This is a genomic window from Variovorax sp. dw_954 (assembly GCF_018449755.1).
Classification (GTDB): Bacteria; Pseudomonadota; Gammaproteobacteria; order Burkholderiales; family Burkholderiaceae_C; genus Variovorax.
In genome coordinates this window covers 277,311-293,602 of sequence record NZ_JAAVVD010000004.1, presented here as the reverse complement: position 1 = coordinate 293,602, position 16,292 = coordinate 277,311, and the positions used below count along the sequence as shown (strand labels likewise).

The 16,292-nt window shown below is 66.7% G+C and carries 14 protein-coding genes and 1 riboswitch; of the genes, 9 read left to right on the top strand and 5 right to left on the bottom strand.

Translation table 11 applies throughout. The features are described from left to right. Positions 1-154 precede the first annotated feature (154 nt). From HB681_RS09600 to HB681_RS09590, 3 genes are all read left to right on the top strand, one after another. Positions 155-1,282, top strand: a complete 1,128-nt coding sequence (locus HB681_RS09600; RefSeq protein WP_213954568.1) for an ABC transporter substrate-binding protein — start codon at positions 155-157, stop codon at positions 1,280-1,282. Between the two features lie 126 nt (positions 1,283-1,408). Next, positions 1,409-2,461, top strand: a complete 1,053-nt coding sequence (locus tag HB681_RS09595) for a homocysteine S-methyltransferase family protein (protein WP_213954567.1) — start codon at positions 1,409-1,411, stop codon at positions 2,459-2,461. A 148-nt stretch (positions 2,462-2,609) separates the two neighbouring features. Next, on the top strand, positions 2,610-3,353 hold the full coding sequence (locus HB681_RS09590) for an SH3 domain-containing protein (RefSeq protein WP_213954566.1): 744 nt from the start codon (positions 2,610-2,612) through the stop codon (positions 3,351-3,353). Positions 3,354-3,359: 6 nt separating this feature from the next. Here the strand turns inward: HB681_RS09590 and HB681_RS09585 are convergent, their stop codons facing one another. Next, positions 3,360-4,268, bottom strand: a complete 909-nt coding sequence (locus tag HB681_RS09585) for a LysR substrate-binding domain-containing protein (protein WP_213954565.1) — start codon at positions 4,266-4,268, stop codon at positions 3,360-3,362. Positions 4,269-4,369: 101 nt separating this feature from the next. Here HB681_RS09585 and HB681_RS09580 point away from each other — a divergent pair, with 101 nt between their 5' ends. From HB681_RS09580 to HB681_RS09560, 5 genes are all read left to right on the top strand, one after another. Continuing rightward, complete coding sequence (locus HB681_RS09580) at positions 4,370-4,810, top strand: PACE efflux transporter (RefSeq protein WP_213954665.1); 441 nt, start codon at positions 4,370-4,372, stop codon at positions 4,808-4,810. 57 nt (positions 4,811-4,867) lie between these two features. After that, positions 4,868-4,964, top strand: a riboswitch (S-adenosyl-L-homocysteine riboswitch). A 25-nt stretch (positions 4,965-4,989) separates the two neighbouring features. Continuing rightward, positions 4,990-7,734, top strand: coding sequence for a methionine synthase (gene metH, locus HB681_RS09575; RefSeq protein WP_213954564.1), 2,745 nt, complete (start codon positions 4,990-4,992; stop codon positions 7,732-7,734). 150 nt (positions 7,735-7,884) lie between these two features. Beyond that, the gene (locus HB681_RS09570; protein WP_256734872.1) at positions 7,885-9,555 is read left to right on the top strand and encodes a hypothetical protein; all 1,671 of its coding nucleotides are present in this window, start codon (positions 7,885-7,887) and stop codon (positions 9,553-9,555) included. After that, a complete protein-coding gene (locus HB681_RS09565; protein ID WP_213954563.1) occupies positions 9,552-10,556 on the top strand; it encodes a glycosyltransferase family 2 protein in 1,005 nt (334 codons plus the stop codon). The genes HB681_RS09570 and HB681_RS09565 overlap by 4 nt, the downstream gene beginning before the upstream one ends. Then, the gene (locus HB681_RS09560) at positions 10,553-10,945 is read left to right on the top strand and encodes a GtrA family protein (RefSeq protein ID WP_213954562.1); all 393 of its coding nucleotides are present in this window, start codon (positions 10,553-10,555) and stop codon (positions 10,943-10,945) included. The genes HB681_RS09565 and HB681_RS09560 overlap by 4 nt, the downstream gene beginning before the upstream one ends. A gap of 48 nt (positions 10,946-10,993) precedes the next feature. On the opposite strand, the gene HB681_RS09555 is transcribed toward HB681_RS09560, so the two are convergent. From HB681_RS09555 to HB681_RS09540, 4 genes are all read right to left on the bottom strand, one after another. Then, positions 10,994-12,193 carry an amidohydrolase family protein gene (locus tag HB681_RS09555; RefSeq protein WP_213954561.1) on the bottom strand — a complete coding sequence of 400 codons (1,200 nt, stop codon included), beginning with the start codon at positions 12,191-12,193 and terminating at the stop codon, positions 10,994-10,996. Positions 12,194-12,236: 43 nt separating this feature from the next. Further along, the gene (locus HB681_RS09550; RefSeq protein ID WP_213954560.1) at positions 12,237-12,863 is read right to left on the bottom strand and encodes a LysE family translocator; all 627 of its coding nucleotides are present in this window, start codon (positions 12,861-12,863) and stop codon (positions 12,237-12,239) included. 20 nt (positions 12,864-12,883) lie between these two features. Continuing rightward, entirely contained in the window at positions 12,884-13,582 is a 699-nt protein-coding gene (locus tag HB681_RS09545; RefSeq protein WP_213954559.1) for a TetR family transcriptional regulator, read from the bottom strand. 147 nt (positions 13,583-13,729) lie between these two features. Next, a complete protein-coding gene (locus HB681_RS09540; RefSeq protein WP_213954558.1) occupies positions 13,730-14,503 on the bottom strand; it encodes a ferredoxin--NADP reductase in 774 nt (257 codons plus the stop codon). Between the two features lie 175 nt (positions 14,504-14,678). On the opposite strand from HB681_RS09540, the gene HB681_RS09535 reads away from it, so the two are divergent. Further along, the gene (locus HB681_RS09535; RefSeq protein WP_213954557.1) at positions 14,679-16,286 is read left to right on the top strand and encodes a 6-hydroxynicotinate reductase; all 1,608 of its coding nucleotides are present in this window, start codon (positions 14,679-14,681) and stop codon (positions 16,284-16,286) included. Positions 16,287-16,292: the final 6 nt, after the last annotated feature.

Here is a 16,292-nt window from a genome sequence, read left to right as displayed (position 1 = left end):
ATGGCAATCGATGTAAGCGCGGTGTAGGCCCTCCGCCACGTTTGTTTCCAAGCGTTACCACCGCGGCTAACATCGCCGCGCGCAGCGGCCCGCATCGCTGCGATGCAAGGGCGCGCCGCGCGCTGAAGCACCACCTATCGGAGACATTGCCTTCATGGATCGACGTTCATTTGTCCTGGCGACTGGCGCAGGCGTTGCATTGGGATGTGGCTCGGTGGTTCACGCCAGCGAATCCGGCAAAGACATCGTGATCGGCCAGAGTGCCGTTCTCAGCGGCGCGCTGGGCCCCAGCGTCCTGCTCATGCAAAGCGGAGGGCGGCTGGTGTTCGACGAGGTGAACGCGCAAGGCGGCATCGGCGGGCGCACGCTGAACCTGATCGCGCTGGACGACGCCTTCAATCCCGCGACCGCGCAGGCCAACTACAAGACGCTGATCGAGAAGCACAACGCGCTGGCCTGCTACTGCGGCGTGGGCGCCGCGCCCACCTTGGCTGGCCTCCCCCTGCTGCGCGCCAGCGACACGCCACTGGTCGGCGCGACCGCCGTGGTCGACTCGGTGCGCGACAAGTCCGAGGGCGTCGCCTACTACACCCGTGCCAACCAGCAGCGCGAGGCCGCCACGCTCGTGGCGCACCTGGACACGCTGGGCATCGAGCGCATCGCCGTGGCCTACATCGGCACGCCGGGCGGCGAGGAAGTGCTGGCCCAGATCAAGCAGGCCACGGCGAAGACCAAGGTCGCGATCGTGGGTGCGGTCCCCGTGGAGCCCGACGCCAGCAATGCCGCCGCCGGTGGCAAGGCGCTGGCGCCGATGCAGGCGCAGGCCACCATCCTGTATCTCACCGCGGCGCCGGCCGTGAGCTTCATCCAGTCCGCCCGGGCCAACGGCGCCACGCCCACGTTCTATGGCATGTCGATCCTGGCCGGCGAGGTCGCGGCCAAGCTGCTGGGCGACCAGTCGCGTGGCATCGCGATCTCCCAGGTCACGCCCTATCCCTGGGATTCCTCCCAGGCAGACTCCGTCCGGTTCCGGGAGCTGGCGCAGAAGGCCAGCGTGCCGGTGGGCTATCACAGCTACGAGGGCTACATCTCCGCTCGGATCCTGGTCCAGGCGATGCGCGCGGCCGGCCGCGATCTCACCCGGGCCAGCCTGCACAGCAGCCTGCGCAAGCTGAAGACGCGCGTAGCGACGCTCAACGCCGACTTCACCGGCGGCCGCATCACGGGCTCGGAATTCGTCGAACTGGTGCAGGTGCGCCCGGACGGCAAGTTCCTGCGCTGAACGTGGCGCCGGCGAAGGCCGGGCGTGACGCGGAGGTCGATCGGGTGGCAGCCACGATTCGGTGATGTGCATCGCGGGCTGACCCTGCGCCGCGCCGGCTTTGCCGGGCTTTCTACAATTCCCGCCATGCAGCCCATCCCCTACACCCGCGCCCAGCAACTGCCCGGCATCCTCGCCGAGCGCATCGCCATCCTCGACGGCGCGATGGGCACCATGATCCAGCGCTTCAAGCTCAACGAGGCGCAGTACCGCGGCGAGCGCTTCAAGGACTTCGAACGCGACGTCAAGGGCAACAACGAACTGCTCTCGCTCACCCGGCCCGACGTAATCCGCGACATCCACGAGGCCTACCTCGCAGCCGGCGCCGACCTCATCGAGACCAACACCTTCGGCGCCACCACCATCGCGCAGGAGGACTACAAGATGGCCCACCTGGCGCGCGAGATGAACCTCGAAAGCGCGAGGCTCGCGCGCGCAGCCTGCGACAAGTTCAGCACGCCGGACAAGCCCCGCTTCGTCGCCGGCGCCCTTGGCCCGACACCCAAGACCGCCAGCATCAGCCCCGACGTGAACGACCCCGGCGCGCGCAACGTCGACTTCGAGACCCTGCGCGCCGCCTACTACGAGCAGACGGAAGCGCTGGTCGAAGGCGGCGCCGACGTGATCCTAGTCGAGACCATCTTCGACACGCTCAATGCCAAGGCCGCGCTGTTCGCTGTCGACGAGTACTTCGACAACTCGGGCCACCGGCTTCCGTTGATCATCAGCGGCACCGTGACCGACGCCTCGGGCCGCATCCTCAGCGGCCAGACCGTCACGGCCTTCTGGCACAGCGTGCGCCATGCCCGGCCGCTGGCCGTGGGCCTGAACTGCGCGCTCGGCGCGGCGCTGATGCGGCCCTACATCCAGGAACTGTCGAAGGTGGCGGGCGACACCTTCATCAGCTGCTATCCCAACGCCGGCCTGCCCAACCCGATGAGCGACACCGGCTTCGACGAGACGCCGGCCGACACTTCGCGCCTGCTGCATGAATTCGCGGCCGAAGGGCTGGTCAACATCGTGGGCGGCTGCTGCGGCACCACGCCGGACCACATCGCGGCGATCGGTCAGGCCGTGGCGCCATTGGCGCGCCGTGCACTCAAGCCGTTCTATCGCGAGCCTGCCGACGCAGACGCCTGAAGGCTTGATGTGAAGCGGGCGTAAAGCCCGGCGCCAACGCGCGCATCGGTGCACGGAGCGCGCTTTCGAGCCGTTGTCTGCCAAGGTGACCGCCGATTGACAACTGTTTCACGTGCGGCCTACCCTGACGCATAAAGGAAACAAACCCATGAGCAACACCTTCGGCATGCGATGGATCGGCATCGGGGCGCTTGCGCTGATGCTCCCGCTCGTGGCATCCGCCCAGGAGGCCTACACCCGTGGTTCGGTGAACCTCCGGGCCGGCCCCTCGAACGACTACCCCTTGATTACGCGGCTCGCGCCGGGCCAGGCGGTCTCCGTCGTCGGATGCACGGGCGGCTACGGCTGGTGCGATGTGGTCCTGCCAGACGGCTTGCGCGGCTGGGCCGCGGCGACGCGGCTCGCGTATCCCTACGGTGGCGCGACGGTGCCGCTGGCCAGCTACGGCGCGATCATCGGCGTGCCGATCGTCACTTTCAGCATCGGCAACTACTGGGGCAATTACTACCGCGACCGCCCGTGGTACGGCGAACCCCGCTGGTGGGGTGGCCGCCCGCCGCCGCCGCCCGTGCCCGGATGGCGGCCACCGCCGCCGCCGCACGCGGGCTGGCAACCCCGCCCGCCCGGTCCGGGCTACGTGCCGCCGCCGAGGCCGCCGGGCGGCCCCGGCTATGGGCACCCGGGCTACTACGACCCTCGACCGCGTTACGACGCGCATCCGGGTTATGCCCCGCATCCGGGACACGCCGCTCAGCCAGGATTCAACCCGGGTCGGCCTCCCCAGGCGCCGGGCGGCCCTCCGCCACGCGCCGGAGGCGTGCCGGGGCAGCCGGGGCAGTACACGGAACCGATGAAGGACTTTGCGCCGGGCGTGCCGGCGAACAAGTTCTGAACGGGATCAGCCTTTTGCCTTGAGCGCACCTTTGTCGGCGCGTTGAACAAGCTGGATGAAGCGCTGAGCACCCAGCCCCAGCGGCCGCTCGCGCGACCACACCACGTCGACCCACAGGTCGAGCCCGTTCGACAGGTTGTCGAAAACGATCTCGACCAGCGCGCCGGTCGCCACATGCGGCTGCACGAAGCTGCGCGGCAGCCAGCCCCAGCCGACGCCCGCCGTGATCAGGCTCAGCGCGGCCAGCGCGTTGTCGCTGCGCCAGGTGTGGCGCGCGAACACGAATCGCGGATCGCGCGATGCGAAGTCGCGGCCTGCCACCACCACCTGCCGCGTATTGATCAGGTGCTGCTCGCCCAGGCGGCTGCCGGCCGCGACGTAGACCGGATGCGTGGGTGCGATCACCGTGACCAGCACCTCGCTCGCGACTTCCTGGAAGCCCTCGCGCCCGTCGATGCTGGGGCGCTCGAACACCAGCGCGAGCTGGGCGCGGCCGGTGTGCAGCATCGCCAGCGCGTCGGCCTGCGGCGCGGCCAGCACCTCGACTTCGAGCAGCGGATGCTCCTGCGCCAGCGCGGCCAGGGGTGCGCTCCAGGGTGCCGAGAGCAGTTCCGGCGCAATCGCCAGCGTCAGCCGGTTCTCCAGGCCCTGGGTCAGGCCCAGCGCCTGAACCTGCAGCGCCTTGAGCTGCGCCGAAAGCAGCCGCGCCTGAGGCTCCAGCGAGCGCGCCGCCGAGGTCGGCTTGGGTTCGCGGCCGGTGCGGTCGAACAGCTGAAGGTCGAGCTCCGCCTCGAGTTGCGCCACGGCCATGCTGACGGCGGAAGGCACCCGGCCCAGCGAACGCGCAGCGGCTGAAAACGAGCCCTGGTCCAGCACGGCCAGGAAGAGTTCGACGGTTTCGCTGGTGAAGGCCACGACGTCTGATCTATCAATGAAACTGAAAGAAGATGACTTTTTATATCAGAAAGATGGCCATAAAGTCACCCCATCCCAACGAATCCAGTGGCAGTTCCATCATGCAAGGCATCCAGCGCAAAGTCGTCTACCTCAGCCTCTACGAGGGCATCGCGATCCTGTGCTCCAGCGTGGGCCTGTCGCTGATGTCGGGCCAGCAGCTGTCACATTCGGGTCCGCTGGCGGTCAGCATGTCGGCGGTGGCGCTGGCCTGGAATTTTTTCTACACCCTGGGCTTCGAGGCCTGGGAATCGCGCCAGACGACGCACGGCCGCAGCCTCAAGCGGCGCATCGTGCATGCCATCGGCTTCGAAGGCGGCCTGATCGCGTTGCTGGCGCCGCTGGTGGCCTGGTGGCTCGACGTGACGCTCTGGCAGGCGCTCGTGATGGACCTGGCGCTGTCGGCCTACTTCCTCGTCTACACCTTCGCCTTCAACTGGGGCTTCGACCGCGTCTTCGGCTTGCCGGCCTCGGCGATGGGCGGCAAGGCCCAGGCGGCCTGAGCCTTTCGTCTTGAGGGTGGCGCGACAGACGTGGGGGCATAGCGCTTAAAATCCCCGGCTCCCAAGGAGCGTTGCAACATCCCCGGCGTCATGCACGCCGGGCATGTCAGGCTTGGGGTTTCTCCAGGTCTTTCCGCAACGACGCTCACCTGCTGACCCGATTCACACAGGTGAGTGCCATGTCCCAGACAACCGATCACGTTCCTCCCATGCTGCTGTCCGGCCTCGAACCGGTCTCCATCGGCGAGGGCTCGCTTTTCGTCAACATCGGCGAGCGCACCAACGTCACCGGCTCCAAGGCCTTCGCGCGGATGATCCTGAACGGCCAGTTCGAGGATGCATTGGCCGTGGCGCGCCAGCAAGTCGAGAACGGCGCGCAGGTGATCGACATCAACATGGACGAGGCCATGCTCGACAGCAAGGCCGCGATGGTGCGCTTCCTCAACCTGATCGCCAGCGAGCCCGACATCGCGCGCGTGCCGATCATGGTGGACAGCTCCAAGTGGGAAGTGATCGAGGCCGGCCTGCGCTGCATCCAGGGCAAGGGCATCGTCAACTCGATCTCGATGAAGGAGGGGGTGGAGCAGTTCAAGCACCATGCGAAGCTCCTGCGCCGCTACGGTGCCGCGGCGGTCGTCATGGCCTTCGACGAGAAGGGCCAGGCCGACACCTACGAGCGCAAGACCGAGATCTGCGAGCGGGCCTACCGCATCCTCGTCGACGAGATCGGCTTTCCGCCTGAGGACATCATCTTCGACCCGAACATCTTCGCGGTGGCCACGGGCATCGAGGAGCACAACAACTACGCGGTCGATTTCATCGAGGCGACGCGCTGGATCAAGCAGAACCTGCCGGGGGCGAAGGTGTCGGGCGGCGTGTCGAACGTGAGCTTTTCATTCCGTGGCAACGACCCGGTGCGGGAAGCCATCCACACGGTGTTCCTGTACCACGCGATCAAGGCGGGCATGGACATGGGCATCGTCAACGCCGGCATGGTCGGCGTGTACGACGACCTGGAGCCGACGCTGCGCGAGCGCGTGGAAGACGTGATCCTGAATCGCCGCCCCGATGCCGGCGAGCGCCTGGTCGAAGTGGCCGAGACCGCCAGGAGCGGCGCCAAGGACGAGAGCAAGAAGCTCGAATGGCGCGGCACGCCGGAGGCGCCGCAGACGGTGGGCCAGCGCCTGAGCCACGCGCTGGTGCACGGCATCACCGACTTCATCGTCGAGGACACGGAAGAGGCGTACCAAGCCATCGTTGCCAGGGGCGGCCGACCGCTTCACGTCATCGAAGGCCCGCTGATGGACGGCATGAACATCGTGGGCGACCTGTTCGGCCAGGGCAAGATGTTCCTGCCGCAGGTCGTGAAGTCGGCCCGCGTGATGAAGCAGGCCGTGGCCCACCTCATCCCGTACATCGAGGAAGAGAAGAAGCGCGACGAAGCCGCAGGCCGCGACGTGCGCACCAAGGGCAAGATCATCATCGCCACGGTGAAGGGCGACGTGCACGACATCGGCAAGAACATCGTGACGGTCGTGCTCCAGTGCAACAACTTCGAAGTGGTGAACATGGGCGTGATGGTGCCGTGCCACGAGATCCTGGCGCGTGCCAAGGTCGAGGGCGCGGACATCGTGGGGCTCAGCGGCCTCATCACGCCAAGCCTCGAGGAGATGCAGTACGTTGCCGGCGAGATGCAGAAGGACGACCACTTCCGCATCAGGAAGATCCCGCTGATGATCGGCGGCGCGACCACCAGCCGCGTGCACACGGCGGTGAAGATCGCGCCGCACTATGAAGGCCCGGTGGTCTACGTGCCCGATGCCTCGCGCAGCGTGAGCGTGGCGCAATCGTTGCTCTCGGACCAGGCCGGCAAGTACATCGACGAGGTGAATGCCGACTACGACAAGGTGCGCCACCAGCATGCCAACAAGAAGCAGGTGCCGTTGTGGCCGCTGCCCAAGGCGCGCGCCAACAAGACGCCCGTCGACTGGTCCGCTTTCACGCCCACGGTGCCCAAGTTCATCGGCCGCCGCGTGTTCAAGAACTTCGACCTGACCGAGTTGGCCAAGTACATCGACTGGGGCCCGTTCTTCCAGACCTGGGACCTGGCCGGGCCGTTCCCCGCGATCCTCAAGGACGAAGTGGTCGGCACCGAGGCCGTGCGCGTCTACGCCGATGCCAAGCGCATGCTGCAACGCCTCATCGAAGGCCGCTGGCTCACGGCGAGCGGCGTGGTCGGCTTCTGGCCGGCCAACACGGTGAACGACGACGACATCGTGCTCTACACGGATGAATCACGCACCGAGGCCGCGCTCACCTGGTACGGCATGCGCCAGCAAACCGAGAAGCACATGATCGACGGCGTGATGCGCCCGAGCCGCTGCCTGGCCGACTTCGTCGCGCCGAAGGACAGCGGCATCAAGGACTATGTCGGCATGTTCGCCGTGACAGCGGGCCTGGGCGTCGAGAAGAAGGAGAAGTACTTCATCGACGACCTCGACGACTACTCCGCCATCATGCTCAAGGCATTGGCCGACCGCCTGGCCGAAGCCTTTGCCGAGGCCATGCACCACCGCGTGCGCACCGACCTCTGGGGCTATGCGCCGCAGGAGTCGCTGAGCAACGAAGACATGATCCACGAGAAGTACCGCGGCATCCGCCCCGCGCCCGGCTATCCGGCCTGCCCCGACCACAGCGTGAAGGGCCCGATGTTCGACCTGCTGCATTGCAACGACATCGGCATGAGCGTCACCGAAAGCCTGGCCATGCTGCCGGCTGCGAGCGTGAGCGGCTTCTACCTTGCGCACCCGGACGCAACCTATTTCAATGTCGGCAAGATCGGCCACGACCAGCTGGTGGACCAGGCGCAGCGGCGCCAGGCCAGCGAGGCCGATCTCGAGCGCCTGCTGGCGCCCAATCTCTGACGCGGGGGAACCGACATTCTGAAGCTGATATTCGCGGCGACGCACTACGCTGCGCTCGCCGTCATCGTCGCGGCCTGCTGGGGCCTGGGCCAGGCCGTCCTTGCACGCCTGGCTGAACCGGCGCAGCGTGATCGCTGGCTCGAATGGGGCATGGCGACCTCGCTGGGCCTGGGCCTCTTCGTGGTGGCGATGCAGGCGCTCGGGCTGGTGGGCGCATTGCAGCGGGCGCCGGTGCTGGGACTTGTCGCGGCCGGGGTGATCGCTGCCCTCTTGCAGTGGCGCGGATGGCGCAGGCAGACCTTTGCCGCGCCGCCCGTGGTCACGTGGGTGGACCGCTACGCACTGGTCGGGCTCCTCCTCGCGCTGGTGCCCACGCTGTCGGCGCCGCTCGCGCCGCCGGTGACCTACGACGAAATCATGTACCACCTGCCCTATGCGCGGCAGGTCGCGGAAAGCGGGCGGCTGGGCGTCTACGACTGGCTGCGCTATCCCTGGTTCCCGTACAACTACGACCTGCTCTACGCGGCCGTGTTGCAGGTCTATGACGACGTGTTCCCGCACCTGGTGCATGCGCTGGCGGGCTGGCTTTCGGTGCTGGTGATCTACCGGCTGGGGGTGATGTACGCGAGCCGGGTCGTCGCCTGCATGGGCGCCGCGATCTGGCTGTTCATGGGGCAGTACGACAACGCCTACATCGACATGGCCGTGTCGCTGTTCGTGCTGGTGGCCTTCGTCGCGCTGTGGTGGTGGTGGCGCAATTTCGACGATGCCGAGGCGCCGGACCGCGGGGTGCGCTGGCTCGCGCTCTGCGCCTTCTTCCTCGGTCTGGCGGCGGGTTCCAAGTACCAGGCGCTGACTTTCCTCCCGCTGGTGGGCCTGATCGTGCTGGTGCGCGAGCGCCGGCCGCAGGTGTGGCTGCTGGCCATAGGCTGCTTCCTGTTGCCGTGCATCTACTGGTACGCGCGCAACGCGCTGATGACGGGCGACCCCTTCAATCCCCTGGGCGCGCATCTCTTCGGCTTCACCAACTGGAACGAGGCCGACTACCAGCATCAGCTCGTCGACGTGCAGGAGAACCATTCGAACCCGCCCAACGGCGTGTTGTGGGCCGTGCTGCTCGCGCCCTTCGGCGAGGTGGTGCGGCGATCGCGCGCCGCGCGTGGCGCCATGCTGTTCTGCGGCTGGTCGCTGCTGGTGTGGGCCGTGACCTCGCGCTACCCGCGCTACCTCACGCCGGCGCTGCCGTTGATCGCGTTGATGGCGGCGGTCGGCTGGCATCAGCTTGGCCTGTGGATCCGCAATGCCTGGCGCAAGCGCGGCGCGGGCGCGGCGGACCTTGCCAGCCTGCCGCCTGGCGGGCGGGAGACCACGCTGGGCAAGGCGATCGGCGTCGTGGCCATCCTGCTGCTGGGCGCTGCCTGCGTCTATCACTCCGCGCGCAACATCCGCGAGATCTCGCCCACGCCTGAAAGCCGCGAGGAGTTCTTCAGGCGCCGCGTCGCCGGCTACGAGGTGCTGCACCATCTGCGCGAGCATCCGGTCGAAGGCAAGACCTACCAGGTCATGCTGAACGATTCGCTCTACTTCGGGCCGGACCTGATGTATGGCGACGTGTTCGGACCCTGGCGCTATGCCGACTTCATCATGCTGCCGCCGGCCCAACTGGCGCGCAAACTGCGTGCGCAGGATTTCGGCAGCATCGTCATCAAGACGGCGCTTGCGCCTTACATTCACACCCAACCCGATTTCGACCGCTACTTCCGCCTGATCCTCGAAAAGGACGGCGTCAGGGCCTACCGCATCCTTCCCATCGAGCCATGACCGAGTCTTCCGCCAGCAAGCCTGCTGCATTGCCTGCACTTCGTGTGGCCGCCGTCATCCCTTGCTACAACGAGGCGCTGGCGATCGGAAAGGTCGTGGCCGATTTCCGCGCGCTGCTTCCCGAGGCCGAGATCCACGTCTTCGACAACAACTCCAGCGACGACACGGCGACGGTTGCGACGGAGGCGGGCGCTCACGTCACGCACGTGGCCCTGCGCGGCAAGGGCAACGTGGCGCGGCGGATGTTCGCCGACGTCGAGGCAGACGTGTACGTGATGGTCGACGGCGACGCCACCTACGACCTGAGCAACGTGCGGCAGATGGTCGACATGTTGGTAGCCGGCAACCTCGACATGGTCGTGGGCACGCGCGTGGAGGACCCGCAGGAAGGGCAGACCTACCGCCGCGGCCATCGCTTCGGCAACCGGGTGCTGACCGGCTCGGTCGCGTGGCTCTTCGGCAGCGGCTTTACCGACATGCTCTCGGGCTACCGGGTGTTCTCGCGCCGCTATGCCAAATCGTTCCCGGCGCTCGCCAAGGGCTTCGAGATCGAGACCGAACTGACCGTGCACGCGCTGGAATTGCGCATGCCCTATGCCGAGATGCCCTGCCGCTACCTCGCGCGGCCGGAGGGGTCGGAAAGCAAGCTATCCACCTACCGCGACGGCTGGCGGATCATGCGCACCATCACGCGCCTTTTCATCAGCGAGCGGCCGCTGGATTTCTTCTCCCTGGTGGCCACGGCCTTGTTCCTGCTGTCGCTGGTGCTGGTCGAGCCGTTGGTGCTCACTTACCTGGAAACCGGCCTGGTGCCGCGGCTACCCACCGCCGTGCTGGTCACCGGCATCATGCTGGGCGCGATGCTGTCGCTGGTGTGCGGCATCGTGCTGAACACCGTGACTGTGGGCCGGCAGGAGGCCAAGCGGCTGCGCTACCTGGTCATCCCCGGGGTGCTGTCGGTCGCGCAAGGCAACGCACGCGACCCCGTCCGCCGTCCATGAAGAGGGCGCGCAGCTTTGCCTGGTTCGTCGTCGCGGGCGTGCTGGGGCTGGTGGTCGACGTGGTGGTGCTGTACGTGCTGGCGCCGCTGTTCGGCTGGTATGCGGCGCGCGTGCTGTCCTTCCTTGCGGCGGCCACGACGACATGGCTGGTGAACCGCAACTACGCCTTCGCGGATGCCGCGCGGCACGCGTCCCTGCTGCGTGAGTACTTGGGCTACCTCATGGCGATGCTGGGCGGCGCGGCGGTCAACTACACGGTGTATGTGCTGACCCTGCATTGGCTGGAGGGCGTGTGGGTGGCGGCGCTGGGTGTGGCGCTGGGCAGCTTGTCGGGGCTCACGGTCAACTTCCTGTCGGCACGGTATCTGGTGTTCAAGGCGCACCGGTAGCGCATTGAATGCGGAACCTTCGCGTCCTCTGCGTACGGATGTCCGTATTCAGTGAGCCCCTGAGACGACCACTGGGATCTCAGTGGCAGGCGGCGTATTGCGACTCCGCCCGCAGCGCACGATGCCATCGATCATCACCATGCCCACGCCCGGGATGTCGCCGAGCTGCACGCTCTCGAGCAGGCCGGCCGCGGGCGAATGCTGCGCGCGGTCCATGAAGACGAAATCGGCATCGCGGCCGACCTCGATCAGCCCGCAGTTGAGTTTGCGGATGCGCGCCGTGTTGCCGGTCGCGAAGCAGAACACCAGCTCCGCCGGGATGTTCGCAATCGACGACAGCATCGCCACCATGCGCAGGATGCCGAGCGGCTGAACGCCCGAGCCGGCCGGCCCGTCGGTGCCGAGGATCACGCGGTGCGGGCACTTGAGTTCCAGCGCCGCCTTGGCGGCGGCGATGGCCACCCTCTCATTGCCGTTGTGCACGATCTCGATCGCGCGTGACGACTTCTCGCAGAGCTCGCACACATGCGCCTCCGGCAGCGAGGTGTGGCCGCCGTTGATGTGGCCGATGATGTCGGCGTCGGCTTCGAGCACCACGTCCTTGTCGATCAGGCCCGAGCCCGGGATCGACGGGCCGCCCGTGTGGATCGTGCTCTGGATGCCGTACTTGCGCGCCCAGGCAACCATCTCCTTCGCCTCGTAGCCGGCCTTGACCGAGCCCAGGCCCACTTCGCCCAGCAGCCCCACGCCGGCCTCCGCCAGTTCCCTGAAGTCGCTCTCGACCATGCCTTTCTCGATCACCGGCGCGCCGGCCAGCACCTTCACGCCGCCGGGGCGGAAGTTGTCGAAGGCGCGTTGCGCGGTGATGGCCAGCGCCTTCAGGCCGACGATGTCCTTGGGCCGGCCGGGCAGGTGCACCTCGCCGGCCGAGATCATCGTGGTCACGCCGCCGTTCATCGTCGAATCGATCCAGCCGATCTGGCCCTGGCGCGGCGTCCAGTCGCCGAACACCGGGTGCACGTGGCTGTCGATGAGGCCGGGCGCGACGCAGGTCTTCTTGCAGTCGATGACGGTCTTCGCGCCCTCGACGTCGCAATCCTTGAGCTTGCCGACCGCGACGATGACGCCGTCGTTCACGACGATGGTGTCGGCGTCGAGGATGGGCTTGTCGATGTCGCCCGAGAGCAGCAGCCCGATGTTCTGGATGACGACCTTGCCGGATTTCGCGCCTGCAACTGCTTCTGCCATGGGACTGTCCTCGTGGGTTGTGAATCTCGTTCTTGTCTGTCGCCTACGCCGGCCGCTTCGCAAGCAGCGCCCAGATGCCCGCCCCGGAGAGCAGCGAGCCGCCCGCCAAGTTGAAGCGCCGTTGCGCCCGTGGCGAAGCGAGCAGCTTGCGCGCCGACGCCGCGAACACCGCATACAAGGTGGCGTTGAGCGTGGCCATCGCGACGAAGGTGATTGCCAGCACCCACATCTGTTGTCCCACAGGCCGCGCCGGGCTGATGAACTGCGGCAGGAAGGCGACGAAGAAGATGATGCCCTTCGGATTCAGCGCGGTGACCAGCCAGGTGTTGGCGAACAGGCGCCAGCGCGAATGCGGCGCGGCCGGCGCGACCATCTCGGCGGACGAGACACCTGCGCGCAGCATCTTGATGCCGAGGTACAGCAGGTACAGCCCGCCGGCCCACTTGATCACCGTGAACCAGAAGGCCGAGGCCGACAGCAGTGCGCCGAGGCCGAGCAGGGACAGCACCAACGCCGTCGAGTCGCCCAGCGCCACCGCCGCGACCAGCGGCACGTTGGCACGGCGGCCATGCGCCATCGAGTAGCTGATCACCGTGAGGATCGTCGGCCCCGGAATCACCAGCAGCACTGCCGATGCGGCGACGAAGGCAAGCCAGAGTTCGACGGGCATTTGGGGTTCCTCGGTGGTTGTCAGGCGTGTGCCATGGAAGCAATGGAGGTGCTCGCGCTGACCGCGCGCAACACCGTCTCGACCGCGAAGTCTTCCCAGCGCTTGACCGCTTCCGCCGTCTCCAGCGGCTCGCCGAGGAAGGCCGTCAGCGTGTGCCGGTTCGACATGTAGAAGTAACCGGTCGATGCGATCAGCAGGTACACCTCGCGTGCCGCGACGTCGCCGCGGAAGATGCCCTTCGCAATGCCGCTGGCCAGCACCTCGTGGATCACGGCGATCGCATGCGACGAGTATTCGCCGGCGCGCAACGACTTTGCGATGTGCCGGCCCTTGTGCAGGTTCTCGGTGTTGAGCAGCGTGACGAACTCGGGGTTCTTGCGGTAGTAGCCGTGCACGAAACGGATCACCTCGGTGAGCGTTTCGACGGGCCGGTCGGCGTCGAGCCGGATCGCCGACTCGGCCTCGTCCATCTCGCGGTAGATGCCTTCGAGCACCGCGATGAACAGGCCTTCCTTGCTGCCGAAGTAGTAGTAGATCATGCGGTCGTACGACTTGGCCGCCTTCGAGATCTTCTCGACGCTGCCGCCGTCGTAGCCGTACTTCGCGAACACCTTGGTGGCGGCCCTGAGGATGGCCTTGCGCGTGGCCTGGGCAGCAGCGTCACGCACGCCGGTGCCGCGGCGCGGGGCGCTGTTGACGGTGCTGGTGGCCTTGGTCATGGATGGGTCGATGAATGCGGGGTCCGGACGCAGAGGACGCGAAGGTTTCGCGAAGGACGCAAAAGAATTCAGAAAGAAATCTGCAAGTCCTTTTGCGACTTCTGCGAAGTTTTTGTCTTCCTTCTGCGTTCGGCAATCCGCTTTCTTTTATTTCTCCGCGAAGGCCCGCTCGACCACGAAGTCGCCCGGCGTCGAGGTGTTGCCTTCCTTGAACCCGCGCGATTCCAGCATGTGCTTCAGGTCCGTCAGCATGCCGGGGCTGCCGCAGAGCATCACGCGGTCTTCGGCGACGTTGATCGGTGGCAGGCCGAGGTCGTCGGTCATCTTGTTGCTCTCGATCAGCTCCGTGATGCGGCCCATGTTGCGGAAGTCCTCGCGCGTCACGGTGGGGTAGTAGAGCAGCTGTTTCTTGACCAGGTCGCCCAGGAATTCATGCGCCGGCAAGTGGTCGACCACCAAGTCGTGGTAGGCCAGTTCGTCGACCTCGCGCACGCCGTGCACCAGGATGACCTGCTCGAACTTCTCATACGTCTCCGGGTCGCGGATCACGCTCATGAACGGTGCGAGCCCGGTGCCGGTGCCCAGCAGGTAGAGCCGCTTGGCGGGCAGGCAGTAGTCGATCAGCAGCGTGCCGGTGGGCTTGCGGCCGACGATGATCTTGTCGCCGGGCTGGATGTGCTGGAGCTTGGAGGTGAGCGGGCCTTCCTCCACCTTGATGCTGAGGAACTCGAGGTGCTCCTCGTAGTTGGCGCTGACGATGCTGTAGGCGCGCAGCAGCGGCTTGTTGTTGACACGCAGGCCGATCATCGTGAAGTGGCCGTTCGAGAACCGCAGCGCCGGGTCGCGCGTGCAGGTGAACGTGAACAGGCGGTCGGTCCAGTGATGGACGGTGAGGACGGTTTCTTCGCTGAAGGCGCTCATGGCTGGCTTGAGGTTGGTTCGGTAAAAACGCCGTTGCACATTGGCGTCGCGTTTGCTACATTGGTTTGATGTAGCGTTCACAACATCAAATTGGAGTGAATGCTACACAAAGAGCAAGACGATCACAAGCACCACCCATCGCGGGCCGTGCCGGTGAAACCAGCGATTTTCCACGATGACCGAACACACAAAGACTGACGGGCTTCCCGGCATGGACATGCCGGTGATCGGCGCCGGCATCCCCGAGCGGGCACCCCTGCGCAACGAGAAGATGAGCACGGCCAAGGTCGAGTGCAACGCCTGTCCGGTGCTGTGCCAGATCTCCGAAGGCCGCACCGGGGCGTGCGACCGCTACGCCAACCGGGCGGGCACGCTGGTGCGGGTCGATCCGGTGGTGCTCTTGCGTCGCGCGGTGACCGGCGGAACGGGCGAACTGGTGCCCTTCGTGCGTCCTGCGGCCGAAGCGCCGGCCGATAGCGAGCCGGACTGGAACGGCGACCTCCTGCTGGCCGACGAGGTGTTCGTGACCGGCGTCGGCTCGTCGACCACCTACCCGGACTACAAGCCCGCGCCCTTCATCGTCGGCTCGAAGGCGAACGGCGTCGACATGGTCACCGTGGTCACCGAAGGCATCTTCAGCTATTGCAGTTTCAAGATCAAGATCGACACCGACCGCTTCCTCGGCGCGGAGCAGGCCAACGTTCGCTACAAGGGCGAAGTGGTGGGGCATGTGACCACGGCGGAATACGGCTCGCAGATGCTGTCGCTCGGCGGCGTGCATCACCTTACCGGTGGCAGCAAGAAGGAAGGCCGGATGACGGCAGAGCTGATGCAACTGCTCGGCAACAAGAAGCCGGTGGACATCACCATCGACGGCGGTGCCACTCTCATCGTGCAGGCGGGCAAGGCGCCGATCGTCAACGGCGTGGAAGAGCACCGCATGCGCGTCGGCTGTGGCTCGGCGGCGGTCGGCATCTTCGCGCGGCAGTTCGCGGGGGTGGCCGACGAGGTAGTGGTGGTGGACGACCACATCACCGGCGTGCTGACCGAGCACCAGGCCGGCCGTTGCCTCGACATGCCGAAGTCGGGCATCGAGATGCGCGGGCGCAAGTCCACGCCGGGGCGCTATTTCCAGGTGGCGAATCCGGGCGATGGATGGGGCGGCACCGACATCGCCGATCCGCTGTCGATCATCGAAGGCTGGGAAGAGGGCGTCGCGAAGCCCGGCCTGCGCCTGCTGATGACGTCGACGACCGGCGAGCATGCGCAGTGGTATGTGCTCGACGGCGAGCTCAAGCCGGTCGAGCAACCGATGCCGCCCGAGGTGCGCCGCATCGTCGAGCGCATTGGCGAGAACTGCGAGCCCTCGCTGTGCACCGTGCTGTTCCTCGGCGGCGCTGGCGGCAGCCTGCGTGCGGGCGTCAGCGAGAACCCGGTGCTGCTGACACGAGCGATCAAGAAGGCGCTGGTCAACGTGACCTGCGGCGGCGCGCCGGCCTATGTGTGGCCGGGCGGTGGCATCACCGTGATGGTGGATGTGATGCGCATGCCGGACAACAGCTTCGGCGCCGTCCCCACGCCGGCCATCGTCGCGCCGATCGAGTTCAGCATGCGGCTGGATGACTATGCGGCGCTGGGCGGGCATACCGGTCATGTGTTCCCGCTGGAGCAGGCGCTGGCGCGCGGCGCGTGGCAGGACGATGGTGCGCCGCTCTCGCGCCAATGGCTGGCCGTCGACGAGGCCAACCCTTGGCCGCTCGGGCAGCCGCCGATGCTGGGTTAGGCCGCT

Coding starts and splice junctions, on each gene's coding strand:
- HB681_RS09600 (WP_213954568.1), top strand. CDS start 155: ATGGATCGACGTTCATTTGTCCTGGCGACTGGCGCAGGCGTTGCATTG.
- HB681_RS09595 (WP_213954567.1), top strand. CDS start 1,409: ATGCAGCCCATCCCCTACACCCGCGCCCAGCAACTGCCCGGCATCCTC.
- HB681_RS09590 (WP_213954566.1), top strand. CDS start 2,610: ATGAGCAACACCTTCGGCATGCGATGGATCGGCATCGGGGCGCTTGCG.
- HB681_RS09580 (WP_213954665.1), top strand. CDS start 4,370: ATGCAAGGCATCCAGCGCAAAGTCGTCTACCTCAGCCTCTACGAGGGC.
- metH (WP_213954564.1), top strand. CDS start 4,990: ATGTCCCAGACAACCGATCACGTTCCTCCCATGCTGCTGTCCGGCCTC.
- HB681_RS09570 (WP_256734872.1), top strand. CDS start 7,885: ATGGCGACCTCGCTGGGCCTGGGCCTCTTCGTGGTGGCGATGCAGGCG.
- HB681_RS09565 (WP_213954563.1), top strand. CDS start 9,552: ATGACCGAGTCTTCCGCCAGCAAGCCTGCTGCATTGCCTGCACTTCGT.
- HB681_RS09560 (WP_213954562.1), top strand. CDS start 10,553: ATGAAGAGGGCGCGCAGCTTTGCCTGGTTCGTCGTCGCGGGCGTGCTG.
- HB681_RS09555 (WP_213954561.1), bottom strand. CDS start 12,193: ATGGCAGAAGCAGTTGCAGGCGCGAAATCCGGCAAGGTCGTCATCCAG.
- HB681_RS09550 (WP_213954560.1), bottom strand. CDS start 12,863: ATGCCCGTCGAACTCTGGCTTGCCTTCGTCGCCGCATCGGCAGTGCTG.
- HB681_RS09545 (WP_213954559.1), bottom strand. CDS start 13,582: ATGACCAAGGCCACCAGCACCGTCAACAGCGCCCCGCGCCGCGGCACC.
- HB681_RS09540 (WP_213954558.1), bottom strand. CDS start 14,503: ATGAGCGCCTTCAGCGAAGAAACCGTCCTCACCGTCCATCACTGGACC.
- HB681_RS09535 (WP_213954557.1), top strand. CDS start 14,679: ATGACCGAACACACAAAGACTGACGGGCTTCCCGGCATGGACATGCCG.